The sequence below is a fragment of the Pseudomonas sp. GL_091 genome, from assembly GCF_057837725.1.
This window is the reverse complement of sequence record NZ_CM174451.1, coordinates 2,656,981-2,676,437: the sequence shown is the minus strand read 5'-3', so window position 1 is coordinate 2,676,437 and position 19,457 is coordinate 2,656,981. Positions and strand designations below refer to the sequence as shown.

Sequence of the window (19,457 nt, the reverse complement as noted above, 5' to 3'; positions counted from 1 at the left end):
CTTCAATGCGTCACATAGCGTCCGGAGTGCCCCCGGCCGCGTTCATTCAGCGTCGAATGCGCTGGTAATGTTCAACCGCCAGTTCCAGGTTCAGGAACATGCGCGCCTCGCCCAGCGCCTGGCCCAGGGGTGCCTTGATGACCATGTCCCATACGCCCGGGCTCATGCCCACCAGCCACAATGAAATGCCTTTTTCCTGCAGTCGCTGTTCCGCCCCGGTGAGCATTTTCAGGGCGGTGTACTCCAGGTCGAACACGCTGCGCAGGTCGAGAATCACCACGGCGGGCCTTGCTTCTTCGATCAGGGATCGCATCTTCATGCCAATGCGCTGGGCGTTGGCGAAAAAAATCCGGCCTTCAGGCCGAAGCAACAGCAGCCCGTCAAAGTGTTCGTCATCGATGTGCTCGGCGGACTGCGGCCGGTACACATTGGTTCCAGGCTTGCGCCCGAGGATGTGCACGGGCGGGTCCGAAACTTGATAGGCCAGGGCCAGCAACGAGACGATAATCGCCACGACGATCCCTTGCAGCGTGCCCAGCAGCATCACGCCGATCATGGCCACCACGGCCCAGCCAAATTCGGTACGGCGAACCGACAGGATCTCGCGAAACTCCGCCGGTTCGATCAGGCCCACCGAATACACGATCACCACGGCGGCGAGCGTGGCGTTGGGCATCAGGCCAATCAGCGGTGCCAACAACACGCAAGTGCCCAGTGCCAGTGCTGCGGTGACCAGTGCGGCCAGTTGCGAACGGGCGCCGGCCAGGCGGTTCACCGCCGTCTGGGTGGTCCCGCCACCGGCGACCATGGCCCCGAGAAACGCGCCACCGATGTTGGCAACGCCCGTGGCCAGCAGCTCCCGATTCGGTTGTGGCGCGGGCTCGTCACTGCGGGCGAAAGCGCGCCCCGCCGCAATGGTTTCGGTGAAACTCATCAGCGCGATACCCATCGCCGAAGGCCACAGAGCTTCGGCCAACGACCATACTGGCAGGGTCGGCGCGGGCAATCCGATTGGCACCACGCCCACGGCGGACACACCAAAGCGCTCCAGGCCAAACAGGCTCATGCCGATGATGCCAAGCGCCACCGCAATCAACGGTGCGGGCAGCCGCGGGGTAAATCGTTTCATGCCCACCAGCAGCAGGACCATGAACACACCGACCGCCACGGTCGGCAGCGAGGCATGACCGATGCTCTGAACCGTGGCCAGCAGATTGTGCAGGAAGCCGCCTTTGTCGATGTGCGTGCCCAGCAGTTTGGGCAGCTGGTCGAGCACGATGACCACGCCGATGCCGGCCTTGAAACCTACCAGCACCGGTTCGGAAATGAAATTGGCGACGAAGCCCAGGCGCAACAGCCCGGCGACGATCAGGATCGCGCCCACCATCAGGGCCAGCGTGGCGGAAGCCGCGAGCAAAGTCGCCGCATCGCCACCGGGGCTGATCTGGCCCAACGCGGAGCCGGCGAGAATGGCCAGGGTGGTCGTGGTACTGACGCTAAGCGGGCGCGACGTGCCGAGCACGGCATAGATCACCATCGGCACCAGCACCGTGTACAGCCCGACCTGCACCGGCAGGCCGGCAATGGTGGCGTACGCCAGCGCCTTGGGAATGACCACGGCCGCTGCCGTCAGCCCGGCGACCACATCGCCTCGCAGCCAGTCTGGCCGGTAGCTGCCGAGCCACTCAGGGATCAACAGGCTGCGCAAGGTTCCCCGCTGTGGAGTGCCTGGAATCCGCTCTTGCGGATGGCTGCCTTGTTGATTCATCAGTCACTCCAGTGGCAAATCGTCCCGTGCGGATGATGAGTGGGCTCAGCTGACCGCACAATCCTTTAACTGCACGCGTAACCATTGCAAACCTTCATCGGCATCGAAGCGCGTGTGCCGGCAGGCAATCCACGCAGATTCGACCAGTTACAAATGTAGCCGGTTTGCACGGCTACGCCGCCACATGGCTGGCGAAGGAGACAGACGCCCCATCATCACCACTAAAAAAATGGAAAGCCTTATATGGATGGCGTCATGAAAGCGATAAATGAGCTATACCCGCTAATTCTCCCCATTGCAGTTCTTCAACTCAGGAGTTTGGCAATGAAGCTCAAAACCTCACTGGCAGCACTCATGGTTGCGGCAAGCCTTTTCGGCTGCACCACTTCATCGACCCACGGCGTGAACGTTAACCTGGTCGCCACCCGGCAAAACGCCGGTCAGATCGGCACCGTCACGCTGACGGACTGGGACAAGAAAACCGGGCTCAGTTTCTTCGTCAGCGGTGTTCCAACCGGGGTTGTCCTGCCCTTGCGTCTTTACTCTTTCATCAATAACGGCAGCTGCCAGCAACCCGGGTCAGTCGCCTACGCGATGAACGACACCGTCAACACCGAACGCCAACCCGTACGCGGCTGGACTTTTTCCAGAACCGCACCTGTGCCATTGCAAACCCTGGTTGACGGCAAGTATTCGGTGGTCGTGCGAACGGCTTCGACCGATGGCAACGTCGATATCTTTTGCGGGGATATCAAGGCAACAGAGCCGGTGAAATAGCCGCTGCCGATTCAGGTCGGCCCACGCCCCGGTACCGCTCGTGCCACCCGTTGTCCAGTGCGAGCGGTGGCGTCGGGAGAACGGAAACGGGGTCGGCGACAACAGCGGCAACAACCGGTCACAAACCTGTCATTACTCACTGATAACGTCCAAGCGCTTTCCCGAACCGCATCCGCTCGATCTCCGATCGCCAGCTCCCTGCACCAGGGCTTTGCCCATCCGCTCAAGGTGACACTTCCGGTGTACGCAAGCACGACGCGCAAGCAAATCATCATCAGGTCCAACGACATGAGCTGCGACGACTTTGGCGCGTTGTTCTCGAACCTGTTCGGCAACCTCTATGCTGACTCTGCGCCGCCGCCGAAAAACATCATCATCGGCGGGGTCTACGGCCGGCACGAAGGTGTCAGTTTTCGTCGCATGCACTATCGCGGTGACTTCACGGTGGCTTTTCCCGCCCCCCTTGATGAAATCACCTTCGTCATTCCCACCGCCGGCAAGATCATCTTCAACCACGTCACCGAGTCGGTCGGCTTCGCCCGGATCGGCCTGGCGATCGACAAGGCCGAGGTCCGCTCGGCGCGCTTTGTCGATAACCACGCACAGCACGGGATTTCGATCAGCCGGGCGCTGATCACCGAGCGCCTGTCGACGCTGCTGGGCAAACCTATCCTGCAAAAGGTCCATTTCGAGCCGGTGGTGGATCTGAATGTATCGGCCTTGCAGGGCATCCGGGCATTGATTGAACTGGCCACGGGCACCGAGTTCGACCTGCTGATCAACACCGGTTCGCTGATGCCTTCGCGCCTTCGCGAAATGCTGGTCGATGCGGTGCTGGAAGCCTGGCCGCACAACTTCACCGAAGCCCTCCGGCGCCCTTCCCCACTGATAGCGCCGCGGCATGTGAAGCTGGCCGTCGAGTACATTCAGGAGCACCCCGACCACCTGGCCAGCGGCACCGAGCTGGCGCAATTGACCAATGTCAGCCTGCGCGCATTACAGGAAGGTTTTCAGCGTTTCATGGGCACCTCGATCGTTGCCTATCAACGCCAGGTACGCCTGGAGCGCGCCTTTGCCGCGCTGTCCCAGGGGGTGTCGCCGTCGGTGACAGACGTGGCCTTGCAACACGGCTTCAGCAATGTCGGGCGGTTTTGCCAGTATTTCCAGAGTGCCTACGGCATCAGTCCCGCAGACGTGAGAAAGGGCCGGAGAACCCGGCCAATGGCGTCCAATTGAGAAATTGTGGGAGCGGGTGGAAGATTCACCATCAACATTGCCTGTCAGATCACTATCGCGAGCCAGCTCCCACAGATTGCCTTTACTGATCGTCAGAACAGATAACTGGCCTTCAGCCCGCCATTGAAGCCGTGGCTGTCGCCGCCACCGCTGGCGCCGACTTCTGCCCCTACGCTCCACGGCCCAAGGTTGGCCATGACGTTGACGCCACCGGTGAACTGGTCACGGTTGTCGAAGGCGGCTTGCTGTTCAATGTCCAGGCCCAGCAGTTGCCCTTCGCTGTCGACTTCATGGTCGCCCAATACATGCTCGTAGCCCACTTGCACACCCGGCACCACTTGCCAGGCACCGAGGCCGACAGGTGCAAAGGATGCGTTGAGGTTGGCCACCGCGCTCTTGCGGGTCTGGTGGATGCCGTCGACGTCCAGGGCCAGTTCGCTGCCTTTTTCCTGGAAGCCCGACAGGTTGACGTGGCTGATCCGCACGCCGAGGCTCGGCTCGAGGGTCACGCCGTTCACCGGCACACGGTAACCCAGGGCCAGGGTCGCACCGGAGAGGTTGCCATGGCTGTCGCCCTTGGCCGTGCCCAGACCGCCGCCGAGTTCGCGCTTGCTCTCGTAATCGAGATAGCCGGCGCTGGCATCGGCATCCACAAACAGGCCGCGCTCCAGACCGTTCGGTGCAAAGCGAGTACCCACGCTGAAGAAGGTCAGGTCGGTATCGGCCTCGCCACCTGCGCCACCGACATTGCCGCTGCTGTAGCCGAAGCCGGCATGGGCGCTGAGCTGTTCGGAAAAACGCTGGGTCAGGCCAATCATCATGCCCTGGCTATGCTCGTTGCTGCTGGAGGCCTGGGACGAACCATCGGTGCCCAGATACCCCGCCAGGGCGGTGCTCCACAGGCGATATTGCCCGGCCTTGAGGTCGATGCCGCTGGTGAACGGCGCGCTGGCCTGTTCGATCATCGCGCCCTGGCGCAGCAAGTAGCTCGCGGCGTCGGCATGCACCTGACCGCCGACGGTGGACTCCACGCCTCCGAGGCTGCGGGCATCGATGGCCGACTGCAGGTAGTAGTTATAGGCGCTGTAGGTGCCCGACAGGTTGCTGTTCTGCAGTTGTTGCAACAACCGCGCACCGGCCGCAGCGTTGCCAGCCAGGTCTGCGGCGCCAGGCAGGCTGTTGTAGATCACCATCTTGCCGCGCAGCACGTAGATGGTTTCCTGGGACAGGCCCAGGCCTTGCTTGAGGTAGTTGTCCATCGTGCCGTATTGCGCGGTCACCTGGTCCAGGCCGGCTTGCAGGTAACCGGCCTCCACACCGATCAGCGGCCCATAGATGGTCGCCAGGCTCGGTGGCAACGCCGCCAGGGTCGCCTTGATGCGCGCGGCGGTGTAGTCGTTGGTCGCCAGGTAGTTGCTCATGATGGTGGCATCGTCGACCCCGGCGATGCTTTGCAGCACAGCGGCGGTCCAGCCCGTGCGGTCCTTGCCGGCGGTGCAATGGAACAGCGCCGCGCCGTCGACCGCGGCCAGCTCATTGAACAGCTGGTTGAACTCGCTGCGCATCCCCGGGTTCCTGACGAAATCACGGTTGGTGTCCTGCATCATGGCGGTGGCTTCAGCGGCGCTGTGGAACGCGATGTTGGTGACGTTCGCGCCCGACGTGGAGCCGCCGATGATGTCGATGTTGGTGTACGTCGCGCCCGTGGGCATCTTGTCAGGCGTGGCGGCGATTTCGCTGGGCGTGCGCAGGTCGTAGACAGCCTTGATGCCCAGGCCGTTGAGGGTCGCCAGATCCGCCGCCGACGGCGTCAGCGCGTTGGAGCGGTAAAACACCCCGCCACGCATGGTGCCGTCATTGGCGGTGGTGTACGCGGTGGTGAGACCGGCGACATCACGGAAGTTATCGATGCTCTTCAAGCGAGGAGTGTTGAGGGGAACAGTCTCGGCAGCCTGGGCGGCAGCGATGGACAGGCTCAAAACAGACAGCGAACACACAAGTCGTTGGAACACAGTGCAGCCTCATTGGAATACCGTTGGGCTGACTAATATCTACATTGAAATGGCGCTGAACATGACAAATCGCCCGCGAACGCAAATCACTGCGCGATGTGTCCAGGCGGCTCGTTTTCTGTCCGTGTAATGCCCGGCGATCAAATTCCAATTGCAAAAAACCCGCCTTTCCAGGCTGTGTGAAAACCTAGCAATCTGCGCGGCACTCAAAGAAAATGCTTCGTATCGAAAGATACGGAGCATTTTTCGTTATGGCCTACATCCAGGGACAGTCCCGCAGTCAGACCAGCCTATTTCCGGTCTCGCTGGAAGAGTTGATCCCCGAGGATCACCTCGTTCGCGTTATCGACCTTTACGTCGCCAAGCTGGATCTGGCGCGACTGGGCTTTGATAAAGCACTTCCTAAAAGTACCGGCCGGCCCTCTTACGATCCAGCCGATCAGCTAAAACTCTACCTCTACGGTTATTTCCAGCGGATCCGTTCATCACGGCGCCTCGAAGCCGAGTGTCAGCGCAATATCGAAGTGATGTGGCTGATCAATCGACTCAAGCCCGATTTCAAGACCATCGCCGACTTTCGTAAAGACAACAAACCCGCTTTCATCGCGACGTGCCGGGCCTTCGTCCAGTTTTGCCGCACGGCGGGTTTGATAACCGGCGAGTTGGTGGCCATTGATGGCAGCAAGTTTCAGGCGGTCGCCTCTTCACGGCGTCATACGAATTTGAAGCGGCTCCAACATCAAGAGCAGAAGCTGGAGAAGCGCATCGCCCAATATTTGGCAGAGCTGGACGAGGCAGATAAAACCGAAGCCGGCGAAAAGATTAACCGTAGTGCGATCAGAACGACTTTGACGCAACTTGAAGTCAGGCATTCCAATAACTTGACGTGCCAGGCGCTGATGAAATCGATGGAGCTTGAGCAATTCAATACCCACGAAAGCGATGCGCGAATGCTGCGAACGCACAAAGGGCCTCGGGTCGGGTACAACGTACAGACAGCCGTGGACGCTGAGAACTGCATGATCGTGCACCATGAAGTGACTCAGGACAGCGATGATCGCAAGCAACTTGAACCGATGGCCAAGGCCGCCAAGGAACAACTTTCGCAAGATGAACTGACGGTCACTGCAGATGCGGGCTACTCCAATGGCAAGCAGTTCCAGGCATGTGAGGATGAGAACATCACCGCTTATGTGCCTGTGGCGCGATCACTCAACTCCTGCGGCAAGGAACAGGCACTTTTCGATCGAACAGCATTTGCCTACGATGCGTCGCAAGATCGATATCAATGCCCTGCCGGAAAATGGCTGATCTTTAAACAGATCAGCAACAAAGGCCGGATCTACCAGTCGGCGCTCAGCGACTGTGCAAGCTGCCCGTTAAAAGCGCAATGCACCGAAGCCCAGCGCCGATACCTCTCACGCCATCTGCACGAAAAGGCATTCGAGCGAATGGAGCAGCGAATGCAGGCGCATCCCGACATGATGGTCAACCGCAGATCCATCGTCGAACATCCCTTCGGCAACCTTAAACAGTGGTTATTTGGTAATGCTCGCTTCTTGCTGCGACAGCTTGAAGGCGCGAGAGCTGAAATGGCCTTGGCAGTGAACGCCTACAACCTGAAAAGAGCGATTAACGTGTTAGGCGTGCGCCAGATGATGGCGTTGATGGGCTGAAAGGCCTTTTTTCGTCTGCTGTGAGCACAAAAGCAAACGCCCCGAACAAGTCGGGGCGTTTGTTGGAACCGTCATCAGCGTGTTTTCACACAGCCTGTTTCAGCGGGTTTTTGGCTTTTCAGAAACTGATGTCTACAACCGCGAACTCAATGGGTTTTTTTCGAGGTCGACAGCCCGGCTTTACTCAAGCCTTTGGTGTTGTGCTCACCCGGCGTCGAGGCCGAAATGGCCCTGGCCTTGGAGATGCCGCGAGTATCCTTGGAATGGGCGATGCCTGAGGTCGTGGTGCCATGACCGTTATCATCATTGCGCTCACTACCGTAGTGGTTCCCGCTCAGGCCATGGTCGCGAACGGATTTGCCAGCATGGTCGCTGTCCAGCCCGTTGCCGCGGCCGTTACTGCCGGAGTGGCCTGTGCCGGCGTGTCCGCCACCCATACCACCGCCGTGGCCTGCGCCGTTTCCACCACCGTTTCCGCCGCCGTTCCCACCGCCATTTCCACCGCCGCCACCGCCACCGCCACCGCCGCCGCCACCGCCGTCTTTCGCGTATGCGGAACCCATGATCGACAGGCCATCAGGGAGTAACGGGGCGGCTGCAAGCATCATGGCGCATGACATTACAGCAACGAGACTCTTGTTTTTAAAAAGCATGATTGCTTCCGTAGGAGGTTGATATCGCGTGACGTATGACGCGATATCCCTCAGACAGTTCACGCACCACGACAAACGGCTGGAAGGCTGCCATTCACACGTCAATCAAACGCACCGTCGAGAATTTCATAGACAAGCCCGGTGGCCAGCGCAACCAGGATCAGATCCGTGCCGACTTGCTGCCATTCGTAGCCATCATAGTGGGGCAGCCTGCCAACCAGTCGGCCATCGAGTTTTTTGGCGATACCGGGTGGAAGCGGCTTGCCTCGGGCAAGGTTCTTTTGGATACCCGGTGGCAAATCAGGCCCGGGGCTCCAGTAGCCCGTATTCACGCCAATGATCTCGAGCACGCTGCCACGGTTGATGCTCGGGCCATTGCTCCAGTCCCCGCCACCGGAGTTTTTGTTCTTGTTGCCATGACCGCCCTGGTTGCCATGGTTGACCTTCCCGTTGCCCTGGCCGTTACCGGGATCGGCCAGCGCCGTCACCGAGCCGCTGATCAGGGTCAAACAGGTGATTGCTGCAATCAATGATCGAGACTTGTACATGAGTCGTTCCTTCGTGGTGGGGAAGATTCTCTGAAATTTAGACGCTATTGACGGTGTTGGTTCCATCGAGTCACCAACCGCCAAACCGTCTACGCTCATCCGATCGAAGCCTTGCAGGCGTTTGCCGAAGGATGGGGCTTAGGGAGCTTGCTCCCGCCGGGCTGCGAAGCGGCCCTTGAGACCCGGCCGGTCCTCACCATTCCCACTCGAAACGCTCCACCAGACCCCGCTGGCCAGTACCAGCGTGGCCGCCACTGCACTCATCACTTCTTCGATGTGAATCCACGCTTGATACGTCGCAGATACTTCAATGCGTGGCGCTGTTTCCCGATTGTTACCTCAGCGCCGCAGTTGTCACTTCTGCGCCGCCGAACTGGCCAATAGAGTATGGCCGTCGGTGTGGAACAGGGTCGTCGACTTGTCGGCCCGCGTTGGCACCCATCCCCCCATCACGGAAGAGGTGAGTCATGAGTTTCGTCAAAGTGGAAAAAAACCAGAGCAGCGCCCCGTCGGATGTCGACATGAAAAAAGCCATGGTCGAGTCGGGCGGCAAGCCGGGCGAGGTCACCGGGACCAATGCCGCCCGCACCCTGACCTACACCGGCGTGGTCAATCACACGGTGTACGAGAACAAGCTGATCGAGATCGCCAAGGGCAAACGCACCAGCTGGAACTTCGTCTGGGCCGATGCCCGGGCCGCCTGAGATCAAGGCGGGGCGGCCGATTGGCTGCCCCGCTGACTCAGCCCCTGATACAACCCCGATACCCGCTTGTAACACCAAGACACTTAGCCGCCCTGCCCCTCGACCCTAGAGTGAAGCCGTCAATGGACTGCAGCGCCAAGCGCCAGCAGCCCACTGTTTGCCCAACACACCACCAAGGAAGAGGGAAACCATGAGCAAATCAATCGCTGTCAGCCAACAGAGCCAGCAGCTTCACAATGATGTGCAAGAAGCCGTCAAGTCGATCATGGGTGCAACGCAACTGAAGGCGTCAGATTACGGCCGGGTACTGAGGTCGGCCCTGGCGGCTTCGCAAAAAACCGTCACCATCGAAATCGCCGCCGGCGACCTGACGCTGCTGAAGAAGTCCGGCTACAAGCTGTGCTTTGCCAAGAAGGTGGGTGACGCCGACTACAACGTGGTCTGGCAGTCCTATGACGCTTACCTGAGCAACAACGAGTTCAGCTGGACGCCGCAGTATCAGCTGTTCGCCTCCAACGTGTTCAAGGACAACGTGCAAGTCAAAGTCTCGACCAACGTCGTCAACATTGGCCTGGGGCAAACCTCGACACTTGATGAAAGCGGCCTGCTGAGCCCGGCGGTAACCGGTGGCCCGGACATTTCCCTGACTTTCGTGAACGACTACGCGCCGATTCATCCGGGGGTCAACCAGTTGTCCACCGGCATCAATGGCAATCAGGTCAGTACGCCAATCTACGTGGCCGTAAACCAGGTCGTCACCGGCAATACCGTGCTGACGCCGGTGGAAACCATCCTCGTGTGGTTCGAACAGAACGTACAGACCAGCACCATGTTCAGTACCTCACGCTCCAAGGCGATCGAAATCGACCTGACGTTCGATAACACCGCAGATCGCCTTTACGAAGGCGGTCAGTGGAAAACCGTGTAACCGTCATGCCGGGGCAACCTTGCGGTTGCCCTTTCACTCATCTTTGCCCGCCGTGGCGAAGTAGCCCGTCAGCGAGCGACAGATCGACTGCGCGAGGTCCTCCTGGGTGGCGATGCCATAGGGTCGATCACGATCGAACTGCGCCGACCAGCGAATCCGCCCCTGCGCCACATCCACCAGGCGCAATGACGCTCTCACCCGCGAAGGCTCGACCCGCACGCTGCCCTCCAGGCAATAGCTGTAACGCCCGCCACGCTTGAAGTCCGGTACCGGCGCGCTGTTGCGTGCCACCCGCATCAACACATGATTGGTCCCGGTCTGCGCCTGCTCGAACGACTCGAACAGTCGGCAGCTCAACTCCTCGCACAAGCCCCGGGTAAAGTCATTGCCATCGCGGGTGAGGCAGGTAAACGGCTGGATCTGGACCACAGGATGGCGAGTGCCGACGCCCTTGGGCCGCAGCCGCTGATAGGTCAAGCGATAACACCCGGGTGGAATGCACAAACGCACCGGGTCCTGCTGGCCGTTGCCGGCGTAATGCGCTGCGAGCTTGCGCCGCAAGCGCCCCACCTGCACTCGCACCACCGGATCGTCGCCCGTGCAATACACTGCCGGGTCACGACGAAACACCGCTATGCCGATGGCGTGTTCGGTCAGCGGCGTTTTGCAAGCCTGAAGGTCGTACTCGACCAGAAAGCGCAACAGACTGCCCATGCGCCTGGACTTGGCAAACAACGGGCTGACCAGCAACAGCGCCAGCACCCGCTCGATTTCTTCCCGATCGAGCGGCTCGGGAACCCCCGCCGCAGTCGAATCGGCCATGCTTTTGATCACCATCGCCTGCCTCCGTGCAGGTTGCCGACAGGAATGGATGTCGCACTCCGTGATAACCCTTGCAGCGTGAGCAGGAATGGGGCTCGGGCACTGCAACGACCAAGCGTAGCAGCCGTGTTGATATCGGCAGGCAATTGCGATGGTAGCAACCCGCCATCCGACGAACGTTCAATCTTGACGTCTGAAAAATTTGTAGGACTTGTTCCTTTGTGGCGAGGATGCTTGTCGGATCGCCGCACCGTCCCGCTGGGCTGCGAAACGGCCCCTCTCCCTTGCGACCCATTTCCTCAGACACACCGCAAGGCCCGGTTCTACGGCGGCAGAGCCGCCGAACGGGAGCAAGCTCCCTCGCCACAGAGAGCATCTGGCGTCCTACAGGCCGGTTGCAGCACTGGTAATCGATGCCTAATGTTCGCCCGTCGCTGACTTGAATTGGTGACAGGGTTTCGCAGCCCTATAGGTACGAGTAGCTCTTCTTACAGATACGAGGAAGTTTTACCTATGACTGCTAATAATCCGCATCGCCGCTTCACCCCCATGAGACAAATCGCCACCAGCTACCCCGTCCTCATCATCGACAGCGACGCCCCGCTGCGCGAACTCCACAACTGCGCCGCCGAACGCCTCAACGCCGTCCTCCAATACCTCAACCTCATGGCCTGCACCAGCCTCCCCGACTACGCCGAAAACGACATCAACACCGTCACCAACATTTCGCGGATTCTGCTGCAGGATGTGCGGGATGTGTTTGGGGTGATTGAGCAGCGGGGGTTTGAGGTGTCCAAAGGGTAGTAAGGACTCTCAACCATGAAAACCGCTTCGGCGGTTTTTTCCTACTCAGGCTCGTATTTTCGAAGCGGCTACCGATAGATTTACTGAAGAGACCTAAGCTCGAAAATTAAAATAAAACACACTTCGACCCGGGATCCCGAAAAGTTAATCGTGGCTGGCCGATTTCGGTTAGGAGCGGAGCTTCCAATTTGTCTATAGAATCAGGGTCCATTGAGCGGAACACGTTATGAAAACTGATTTCATGCACCTGACCTCAAAGTTTTCTGGGCGGGGATACAGTGACTGAGGAAAGCTGAGGATTGGCGATGAAAATTGAATACCTCGAGATCAAAGGCTTCAAGAGCGCGGCAAACGTTATCCTGAGGGATGTGCCAGCCTTTACAGCTCTAGCCGGCTCCAATGGTGCAGGTAAAAGCAATATCACTGATGCGCTCGCTTTTCTGGGAGCAGTAGTAAAACGTGGGGCTGCACAAGCGATCCGCGACTTTGGAGGGTTCCAGCAGATTCACTGCTTCAAGCACCGAAAGGAAAGCCGCACGACAATCTCGTTTGCCATCAGAATCAATCTCAATGGAGAAGTATTCGACTACAACCTGAAAATATCCGGAATAGATCGGGTACCTCAGGTACTTGAAAGTCTAAAAATCAATGGCAATCAGATCATAGATCGCAAGAGCAGTGATGAGACACGGATTACCTTAAGTGATACGCATGGCTTGCAGCTCCTACCTGAGTATGCGCAAGACATGACCGCGCTAATGCTACTCAGCCATTCGCCACTGTATCGAATGCTTACCAATATCCAAGTATTTCGAATCGACCCGCTAGAAGCTAAGGAGCCTGACAGCTCAACAGCAGACGCTACGACGCTAGATAGTCATGGCAGGAACGTGGCAACGATGTTGTCAATTTTGGAGAGAAATGAGCGCTTTCGTGATCAGGTTCTGGAATGGATAGAACTGATCGTACCTGGCATGGAAAGCGTGTCCACCGAAAAACAGAGGCTAGATGGCTCTACGGTGATCACGTTCAAGGAAGAAGGAACAAAAGCTCGTTTCCCAGCACGTTTGATTTCCGATGGGACAATTTATGCGCTCTGCATTATGACTGCGGTGTTCAGTCGGGCAGGGAAATCAGGCATGACAATCATAGAGGAGCCTGAGCGCGGCATTCATCCGAAGGCGATCGGCGAACTGGTACAGCTGATGCGTGAAAATGCTTCGGTAGAGCACCCCATTTTCATAACTACCCATAGCGAATCTGTCGTACGTAACCTCGACCTTGAAGAACTTTGGTTGGTAAATAAAGAGGATGGCAAAACCAAGGTCAAGTGTGCTTTAGAATCGGCAGTAAATAAAAAGGAAATACCGCTGGATACAGCGTGGCTGACCAATCTTTTTGATGGGGGTCTGCCATGGTAAAAGTTGGATTCATTGTTGAGGGTGATAGCGAAAAAATCGTTATCGAATCTTCCGACTTCAAAGCTTTTTTGCAGGAAAACGATTTTGAGTTGGTCAATCCCGTAGTCAATGCCAAAGGTGGCGGTAACCTATTGCCGCAAAATATCGATGCCTATCTGGGACGTCTAGATCAGCAAGCGGTAGACATCATCGTTGTGTTGACTGATCTTGAGGACGAAGTCTCTGTTGACTTTGTCAGAGAACGCATCGAAAACGCACGAATAAATAGCATTTTCGTCGCTGTAAAAGCATTAGAGGGGTGGTTCCTAGCTGATTCAGTTGCCATGAACAAATGGCTCGGAATTGACGACTTCAATGAGCAACAGCCCGAGCAGACGCAGAACAAACCATGGGATCGTTTAAAAGAAATATCCAATTCATTGGGCAAACGTGGGCCGGGCAACAAAACTGCATTTGCAAAGAAGATGACGAAACACTTTGGTTTCAGCATTCGCCAAGCAGCCTTGCACCCACAGTGTCCAAGTGCGCTAGAGCTTGTTCGCTATTTTGCTGAGCAGAACCGACCTAATAATGGTTGATGGAGGAGCTGATTAGGGTAGCCTCGCGTTGTGACTGAGCAATTGTATAGAAAAAGGCCCTGATCATTCAGGGCCTTGTCGTTTCTGGCATATTCAACTTCCCTTTTTCCTTTAGAAGTTCGCCGGCGTATTCGCGCTGATAATCTCCGCCTCATCCGCCCCGATATTGCGAAACCGGTGCGGCAAGGTCGTCGGGAAGTAGTAGCCATCCCCGGCGTTCAGCACACTCACCTGGCCATCCACGGTCAATTCCACGGTACCCCGAGTCACCAACCCACACTCCTCGCCTTCGGAATGCACGATCGGCTCTTCACCAGAACTGGCGCCCGGCGCGTATTGCTCGCGCAGCAAGCGCATCTGCCGGCTTGGCACGGAGGCACCGATCAGCAGCAGGCGCAGGCCGTGGCGGCCGAGGTCGGGCTGTTCGTTGGCGCGGAAGACGTATTGGTGTTCGCGCGGTGGCTGATCGAAGGTGAAGAAGTCGGCCAGGGACATGGGGATGCCCTCCAGCAATTTCTTCAGGGAGCTGACGGAAGGACTGACCCGATTCTGTTCGATCAGGGAGATGGTTGCATTGGTGACGCCGCTACGCCGGGCCAGCTCGCGCTGGGACATTTTGTAGCTTTCGCGTACTAATTTGAGTCGTGAGCCCGTGTCCATGACAGCCTTATGTGCCAACCCGTAGGAGCGAGCTTGCTCGCGATTGCGATTTTAGCCGCAACATTGATGTTGATTGAATCGGCGCTATCGCGAGCAAGCTCGCTCCTACGGGGATAATGGAGGGGTGGAGTACAGGCGCGGATCACGCCGTTTTCCGGTCCCGGAAACGTGAAAGGCGGCTATTAAATCACGTTTGTTCGTAATGCTCAGCAGGTTCGATAAACGGCTGGAAAAAACGACCTGTGGGAGCGAGCCTGCTCGCGAAAGCGGTGTGTCAGGCGACATCGATTTTGGCTGATATGGCCTCTTCGCGAGCAGGCTCGCTCCTACAGGGGACAGTGGTGGTTCAGGTGTTAAAAAGCCGGCGGTACCCTTTGGGGAGATGCCGCCGGCGAGGTAAAGCTTAGATGCCGAAACGGTCGCGCAGCGAGTAGTACACGGCGCCGAGGGCGGTCAATGGGGCCGAGAAGGTGCGCCCGCCGATCATTGGCATGTGCGGCAGCGAGGCAAACGCGTCGAAGCGCTCGGCGTCGCCACGGATCATTTCCGAGATCAGTTTGCCGGCCAGGTGTGAACAGGTAACGCCGTGGCCACTGTAGCCCTGCATGTAGTAGGCGTTTTTCTCGATACGGCCGAATTGCGGCATGCGCGACATGGTCAGCAGGAAGTTGCCGGTCCAGCGGTAATCGATCTTCACGTCCTTCAATTGCGGGAAGGTCTTGAGGATCTTCGGGCGGATCAGTTGTTCGATGTCGTCCGGCTCGCGTGCACCGTAGACCACGCCACCGCCGTACAGCAGGCGGTTGTCGGCGGTCAGGCGGTAGTAGTCGAGCAGGTAGTTGCAGTCTTCGACGCAGTAGTTGTTCTTGATCAGGCTGCGGGCCTGCTTCTCCGACAACGGCTCGGTGACGACGATCTGCGAACCGCACGGCATGCTCTTGCTGGTCACGCGGTTGTCCAGACCCTGCGGCAGGTAGGCATTACCGGCGATCAGCAGGTACTTGGCCTTCACCACGCCTTTTGCAGTGCGCACGGTGATCGGTTCGCCGTAGGTGATTTCCACCGCCGCCGATTGCTCGTAGATCTTGCCGCCCAGGCCGATGATGGCCGAAGCCTCGCCGAGTGCCAGGTTCAGCGGGTGAATGTGGCCGCCCTGCATGTCCAGCAGGCCGCCGACGTAGGCATCGGAACCCACTTCGCGTTTGATGTCGGCCGCGTCGAGCATTTTCAGGTTCTTGTTGCCGTAGCGTTCCCAGCTCTTCTTCTGCTCGGCCAGGCCATTGAGTTGTTTCTTGTTCATCGCCGCGAAGATGCCGCCGGGGCGGTAATCGCACTGGATGTCGTAGTGCTGTATGCGCTGACGAATGATGTCGGCGCCTTCGAAAATCATGCTGCCGAGGATTTCGGCGGTCTTGTCGCCGTAGCGCTCTTCGATGACATCGACGTCGCGGCTATAGGAGTTGACCAGTTGGCCGCCGTTGCGACCGCTGGCGCCGAAGCCGACTTTGGCCGCTTCGAGCACGGTCACGCTGTAGCCCGCTTCGGCGAGGAACAGGGCCGAGGACAGGCCGGTGTAGCCGGCGCCGATCACGCAGACGTCGCAGTCCACCGCCCCTTCCAGCACCGGGAAATCGCCGGTGAAGTTGCGGGTGGCGGCGTAGTAGCTGTTTACATGCTGTTGGTTAAAAGAGTCTTGTTTCATACATTTCTCCGAGGGTCGCCGACAGCGTGTCGGCGGCCGTCGCTTTAAAGGTGTTAGAGCTTGATCCAGGTCGCCTTGAGTTCGGTGTACTTGTCGAACGCATGCAGCGATTTGTCCCGACCGTTACCCGACTGCTTGAACCCGCCGAACGGCGCGGTCATGTCGCCGCCGTCGTACTGGTTGACCCAGACGCTGCCGGCACGCAGGCCACGGGCGAAGGTGTGGGCCTTGCTCAGGTTGCTGGTCCATACGCCGGCGGCCAGGCCGAAGATGCTGTCGTTGGCAATCGCCAGGGCTTCATCGAAGGTGTCGAAGGTGATGACCGACAGCACCGGGCCGAAGATTTCTTCCTGGGCGATGGTCATGGCGTTGGTCACGCCGTCGAAAATCGTCGGTTCCACGTACTGGCCACCGGTGTCTTCGAGGGTGCGGCTGCCGCCCGCGATCAGTTGGGCGCCCTGCTCTTTGCCGATGCCGATGTAGCGCAGCACGTTGTCCAATTGACGCTGGTCGACGACTGCGCCGACGGTGGTTGCAGGATCGAGGGCGTGGCCTGGTTTCCAGGCTTGCAGGGCTTGCACCAACAATGGAATGAACTGCTCGCGAATCGAACGCTCCACCAGCAGACGCGAACCGGCGGTGCAGACTTCGCCCTGGTTGAAGGCGATGCCACTGGCCGCCGCCTGTGCTGCCGCGCGCAGATCCGGCGCGTCGGCGAACACCACGTTCGGGCTCTTGCCACCGGCTTCGGCCCAAACGCGCTTCATGTTGCTCTGCCCGGCGTAGATCATCAGTTGCTTGGCAATCGCCGTGGAGCCGGTGAAGGCCAGCACGTCGACGTCCATGTGCAACGCCAGCGCCTTGCCAACGGTGTGGCCGTAGCCCGGGAGGACGTTGAACACGCCTTTCGGGATACCGGCATCCAGCGCCAGCTGCGCGATGCGGATCGCGGTCAGCGGGGATTTTTCCGAAGGCTTGAGGATGAACGAGTTGCCCATCGCCAGGGCCGGGGCGAATTTCCAGCTGGCCATGATCAGCGGGAAGTTCCACGGCACGATGGCGGCGACAACGCCGACCGCTTCGCGCGTCACCAGACCAAGCTGATCGTGGGGTGTGGCGGCGACTTCGTCGTAGATCTTGTCGATGGCTTCGGCGGTCCAGCGGATCGCGTTGGCGGTCGCCGGAATGTCGATGCTCATGGAGTCGCTGATCGGCTTGCCCATGTCGAGGGTTTCGAGCAGGGCCAGTTCTTCCTGGTTCGCCAGGATCAGGTCGGCGAAGCGGATCAGGATACGCTTGCGCTCGGCCGGGGCCAGGTTGGCCCAAACGCCGGATTCGAAGGTACGGCGCGCCACGGCGACCGCTGCATTGGCGTCGGCTTCGTCGGTGCTGGCGACGTTCGCCAGGAAACGACCGTCCACGGGGCTGATGCATTCGAACGTCGCACCGCTGGCGGCTGCGCAGTACTGGCCGTCAATGAATGCGCGACCTTCGATGGTTAGGGACTGGAAGCGCTGCTCCCAATCGCTGCGAGTATTTGTCATGGTTGTGACTCGACGCAGTGGAATAGGTGATCGTGTAAATCAGACGGAGCTTTTAGTGAGTAACTTGTGGCGAGGGAGCTTGCTCCCGCTGGACTGCGCAGCAGTCCCTTTTTTGGGGCCGCTGCGCGACCCAGCGGGAGCAAGCTCCCTCGCCACAGGTTAGGTGTCAGCCCAATCAGACGGTATGCAAGTACCAGTTGTACTCAAGGTCGGAGATGGAGTTCTCGAACTCGGCCAGCTCGCTTTCCTTGCACGCCACGAACACGTCGATGTACATCGGGTCGATGTAGCGCGCCATGACTTCGCTGTCGTCCAGCTCGCGCAGTGCGTCACGCAGGTTGTTCGGCAGGCTCTGCTCGTTCTGCTCGTAGCTGTTGCCTTCCACCGGGGCGCCCGGTTCGATCTGGTTGGTCAAGCCGTGGTGAATACCGGCCAACACCGATGCCATCAGCAGGTACGGGTTGGCGTCGGCGCCGGCTACACGATGCTCGATGCGCACCGAATCCGGCGAACCGGTCGGTACACGCACGGCCACGGTGCGGTTGTCGATGCCCCAGCTCGGCGAGTTCGGTACATAGAACTGCGCGCCGAAACGACGGTACGAGTTGACGTTCGGGCAGAGGAACGCCATCTGCGCCGGCAGGGTCTCGAGCACACCGCCGATCGCGTGACGCAGCGCGGCGTTCTGCTCGGGATCCTCGCTGGCAAAGATGTTGTTGCCTTCTTTGTCGAGAATCGAAATGTGCACGTGCAGACCGTTACCTGCCTGGCCCGGATACGGCTTGGCCATGAAGGTGGTGTCCATCTCGTGGTCGTAGGCGATGTTCTTCACCAGACGCTTGAGCAGGACGGCGTAGTCGCACGCCTTGATCGGGTCAGCCACGTGATGCAGGTTGACTTCGAATTGCGCCGGGGCGCTTTCCTTGACGATGGCGTCAGCCGGGATACCCTGCTCTTTCGCGCCTTCGAGGATGTCTTGCAGGCAGTCGACGTATTCGTCGAGGTCGTCGATCAGGTACACCTGGGTCGACATCGGACGCTTGCCGGACACCGGCGAACGTGGCGATTGCGGACGACCGTTCACGTTGTCCTGGTCGATCAGGTAGAACTCCAGTTCGAACGCGGCGCAGATGGTCAGGCCCATGTCGTCGAACTTGCGCACGATATTGGCCAGCACTTCACGCGGGTCGGCGAAGAATGGTTCGCCTTCGATTTCGTGCATGGTCATCAACAGTTGCGCGGTCGGGCGCTTCTGCCAAGGCTCGATGCTGAGGGTTCCGGGGATCGGGTAGCAGATCCGGTCGGCATCGCCGATGTCCAGACCCAGGCCGGTGCTTTCCACCGTGGAACCATTGATGTCCAGAGCAAACAGAGAGGCCGGCAGGTTAATGCCTTTCTCGTAAACCTTATGAAGACTGGTGCGTTCGATGCGCTTACCGCGCACCACACCGTTCATATCCGCAATCAGAAGGTCGACGTACAAAACCTCAGGATATTTCTTAAGGAATGCGTTTGCTTCGTTGAGTTGAACGGTACGCAGAGGGACCGACATGATGCACCTATTTTTTACTGTTAATTATTATGTTCACCGCCCTTTCACGAGCCCAGTCAATCCGAAAGGCAA

At 58.8% G+C, this 19,457-nt stretch carries 17 protein-coding genes; 8 read left to right on the top strand and 9 right to left on the bottom strand.

Features of this window, described 5'->3' with window-relative positions:
* Positions 1-46: 46 nt before the first annotated feature.
* Positions 47-1,768, bottom strand: a complete 1,722-nt coding sequence (locus AC3ITY_RS12290; protein ID WP_489309414.1) for a SulP family inorganic anion transporter — start codon at positions 1,766-1,768, stop codon at positions 47-49.
* A gap of 324 nt (positions 1,769-2,092) precedes the next feature.
* Here AC3ITY_RS12290 and AC3ITY_RS12285 point away from each other — a divergent pair, with 324 nt between their 5' ends.
* Together AC3ITY_RS12285 and AC3ITY_RS12280 are read left to right on the top strand one after the other, a co-directional pair.
* The gene (locus tag AC3ITY_RS12285; protein WP_489309412.1) at positions 2,093-2,545 is read left to right on the top strand and encodes a hypothetical protein; all 453 of its coding nucleotides are present in this window, start codon (positions 2,093-2,095) and stop codon (positions 2,543-2,545) included.
* A gap of 288 nt (positions 2,546-2,833) precedes the next feature.
* Positions 2,834-3,781, top strand: a complete 948-nt coding sequence (locus AC3ITY_RS12280) for a helix-turn-helix transcriptional regulator (RefSeq protein ID WP_489309410.1) — start codon at positions 2,834-2,836, stop codon at positions 3,779-3,781.
* A 92-nt stretch (positions 3,782-3,873) separates the two neighbouring features.
* On the opposite strand, the gene AC3ITY_RS12275 is transcribed toward AC3ITY_RS12280, so the two are convergent.
* Positions 3,874-5,793: a tyrosine-protein phosphatase gene (locus tag AC3ITY_RS12275; protein WP_489309408.1), complete on the bottom strand. Its 1,920-nt coding sequence runs from the start codon at positions 5,791-5,793 to the stop codon at positions 3,874-3,876.
* Between the two features lie 251 nt (positions 5,794-6,044).
* Here AC3ITY_RS12275 and AC3ITY_RS12270 point away from each other — a divergent pair, with 251 nt between their 5' ends.
* Positions 6,045-7,469, top strand: a complete 1,425-nt coding sequence (locus AC3ITY_RS12270) for an IS1182 family transposase (protein WP_489305654.1) — start codon at positions 6,045-6,047, stop codon at positions 7,467-7,469.
* A 146-nt stretch (positions 7,470-7,615) separates the two neighbouring features.
* On the opposite strand, the gene AC3ITY_RS12265 is transcribed toward AC3ITY_RS12270, so the two are convergent.
* Together AC3ITY_RS12265 and AC3ITY_RS12260 are read right to left on the bottom strand one after the other, a co-directional pair.
* Positions 7,616-8,122, bottom strand: a complete 507-nt coding sequence (locus tag AC3ITY_RS12265) for a hypothetical protein (protein ID WP_489309406.1) — start codon at positions 8,120-8,122, stop codon at positions 7,616-7,618.
* A gap of 101 nt (positions 8,123-8,223) precedes the next feature.
* Positions 8,224-8,670, bottom strand: coding sequence for an anti-virulence regulator CigR family protein (locus AC3ITY_RS12260; RefSeq protein ID WP_108232172.1), 447 nt, complete (start codon positions 8,668-8,670; stop codon positions 8,224-8,226).
* Positions 8,671-9,137: 467 nt separating this feature from the next.
* Between AC3ITY_RS12260 and AC3ITY_RS12255 the strand changes: the two genes are divergently transcribed.
* Both AC3ITY_RS12255 and AC3ITY_RS12250 read left to right on the top strand, forming a co-directional pair.
* A complete protein-coding gene (locus AC3ITY_RS12255; protein ID WP_489309404.1) occupies positions 9,138-9,374 on the top strand; it encodes a hypothetical protein in 237 nt (78 codons plus the stop codon).
* 190 nt (positions 9,375-9,564) lie between these two features.
* Positions 9,565-10,302: a hypothetical protein gene (locus AC3ITY_RS12250; protein ID WP_489309402.1), complete on the top strand. Its 738-nt coding sequence runs from the start codon at positions 9,565-9,567 to the stop codon at positions 10,300-10,302.
* Positions 10,303-10,335: 33 nt separating this feature from the next.
* Here AC3ITY_RS12250 and AC3ITY_RS12245 read toward each other — a convergent pair whose 3' ends face one another.
* Entirely contained in the window at positions 10,336-11,139 is an 804-nt protein-coding gene (locus AC3ITY_RS12245) for a hypothetical protein (RefSeq protein ID WP_489309400.1), read from the bottom strand.
* A gap of 498 nt (positions 11,140-11,637) precedes the next feature.
* Between AC3ITY_RS12245 and AC3ITY_RS12240 the strand changes: the two genes are divergently transcribed.
* The 3 genes from AC3ITY_RS12240 (at position 11,638) to AC3ITY_RS12230 (ending at position 13,927) form a co-directional block, all read left to right on the top strand.
* Positions 11,638-11,928 carry a fructose-bisphosphate aldolase gene (locus tag AC3ITY_RS12240; protein WP_489309398.1) on the top strand — a complete coding sequence of 97 codons (291 nt, stop codon included), beginning with the start codon at positions 11,638-11,640 and terminating at the stop codon, positions 11,926-11,928.
* A gap of 305 nt (positions 11,929-12,233) precedes the next feature.
* A complete protein-coding gene (locus tag AC3ITY_RS12235; protein ID WP_489309396.1) occupies positions 12,234-13,349 on the top strand; it encodes an AAA family ATPase in 1,116 nt (371 codons plus the stop codon).
* Entirely contained in the window at positions 13,343-13,927 is a 585-nt protein-coding gene (locus tag AC3ITY_RS12230) for a DUF4276 family protein (protein WP_489309394.1), read from the top strand. The genes AC3ITY_RS12235 and AC3ITY_RS12230 overlap by 7 nt, the downstream gene beginning before the upstream one ends.
* A 111-nt stretch (positions 13,928-14,038) precedes the next feature.
* On the opposite strand, the gene AC3ITY_RS12225 is transcribed toward AC3ITY_RS12230, so the two are convergent.
* The 4 genes from AC3ITY_RS12225 to AC3ITY_RS12210 form a co-directional block, all read right to left on the bottom strand.
* Positions 14,039-14,587 carry a cupin domain-containing protein gene (locus AC3ITY_RS12225; protein ID WP_046042404.1) on the bottom strand — a complete coding sequence of 183 codons (549 nt, stop codon included), beginning with the start codon at positions 14,585-14,587 and terminating at the stop codon, positions 14,039-14,041.
* A 403-nt stretch (positions 14,588-14,990) separates the two neighbouring features.
* On the bottom strand, positions 14,991-16,289 hold the full coding sequence (locus tag AC3ITY_RS12220) for an NAD(P)/FAD-dependent oxidoreductase (protein WP_489309392.1): 1,299 nt from the start codon (positions 16,287-16,289) through the stop codon (positions 14,991-14,993).
* A gap of 53 nt (positions 16,290-16,342) precedes the next feature.
* On the bottom strand, positions 16,343-17,833 hold the full coding sequence (locus AC3ITY_RS12215; RefSeq protein WP_489309390.1) for an aldehyde dehydrogenase: 1,491 nt from the start codon (positions 17,831-17,833) through the stop codon (positions 16,343-16,345).
* Positions 17,834-18,008: 175 nt separating this feature from the next.
* Positions 18,009-19,385 (bottom strand): glutamine synthetase family protein, encoded by a 1,377-nt coding sequence (locus AC3ITY_RS12210; RefSeq protein WP_489309388.1) that lies wholly within the window; start codon positions 19,383-19,385, stop codon positions 18,009-18,011.
* Between the last annotated feature and the right edge of the window lie 72 nt (positions 19,386-19,457).

What these genes read in the sequence shown, in the direction of transcription:
- AC3ITY_RS12290 (WP_489309414.1), bottom strand. Translation starts at nt 1,768, where the DNA reads ATGAATCAACAAGGCAGCCATCCGCAAGAGCGGATTCCAGGCACTCCA.
- AC3ITY_RS12285 (WP_489309412.1), top strand. Translation starts at nt 2,093, where the DNA reads ATGAAGCTCAAAACCTCACTGGCAGCACTCATGGTTGCGGCAAGCCTT.
- AC3ITY_RS12280 (WP_489309410.1), top strand. Translation starts at nt 2,834, where the DNA reads ATGAGCTGCGACGACTTTGGCGCGTTGTTCTCGAACCTGTTCGGCAAC.
- AC3ITY_RS12270 (WP_489305654.1), top strand. Translation starts at nt 6,045, where the DNA reads ATGGCCTACATCCAGGGACAGTCCCGCAGTCAGACCAGCCTATTTCCG.
- AC3ITY_RS12265 (WP_489309406.1), bottom strand. Translation starts at nt 8,122, where the DNA reads ATGCTTTTTAAAAACAAGAGTCTCGTTGCTGTAATGTCATGCGCCATG.
- AC3ITY_RS12260 (WP_108232172.1), bottom strand. Translation starts at nt 8,670, where the DNA reads ATGTACAAGTCTCGATCATTGATTGCAGCAATCACCTGTTTGACCCTG.
- AC3ITY_RS12255 (WP_489309404.1), top strand. Translation starts at nt 9,138, where the DNA reads ATGAGTTTCGTCAAAGTGGAAAAAAACCAGAGCAGCGCCCCGTCGGAT.
- AC3ITY_RS12250 (WP_489309402.1), top strand. Translation starts at nt 9,565, where the DNA reads ATGAGCAAATCAATCGCTGTCAGCCAACAGAGCCAGCAGCTTCACAAT.
- AC3ITY_RS12245 (WP_489309400.1), bottom strand. Translation starts at nt 11,139, where the DNA reads ATGGTGATCAAAAGCATGGCCGATTCGACTGCGGCGGGGGTTCCCGAG.
- AC3ITY_RS12240 (WP_489309398.1), top strand. Translation starts at nt 11,638, where the DNA reads ATGACTGCTAATAATCCGCATCGCCGCTTCACCCCCATGAGACAAATC.
- AC3ITY_RS12235 (WP_489309396.1), top strand. Translation starts at nt 12,234, where the DNA reads ATGAAAATTGAATACCTCGAGATCAAAGGCTTCAAGAGCGCGGCAAAC.
- AC3ITY_RS12230 (WP_489309394.1), top strand. Translation starts at nt 13,343, where the DNA reads ATGGTAAAAGTTGGATTCATTGTTGAGGGTGATAGCGAAAAAATCGTT.
- AC3ITY_RS12225 (WP_046042404.1), bottom strand. Translation starts at nt 14,587, where the DNA reads ATGGACACGGGCTCACGACTCAAATTAGTACGCGAAAGCTACAAAATG.
- AC3ITY_RS12220 (WP_489309392.1), bottom strand. Translation starts at nt 16,289, where the DNA reads ATGAAACAAGACTCTTTTAACCAACAGCATGTAAACAGCTACTACGCC.
- AC3ITY_RS12215 (WP_489309390.1), bottom strand. Translation starts at nt 17,833, where the DNA reads ATGACAAATACTCGCAGCGATTGGGAGCAGCGCTTCCAGTCCCTAACC.
- AC3ITY_RS12210 (WP_489309388.1), bottom strand. Translation starts at nt 19,385, where the DNA reads ATGTCGGTCCCTCTGCGTACCGTTCAACTCAACGAAGCAAACGCATTC.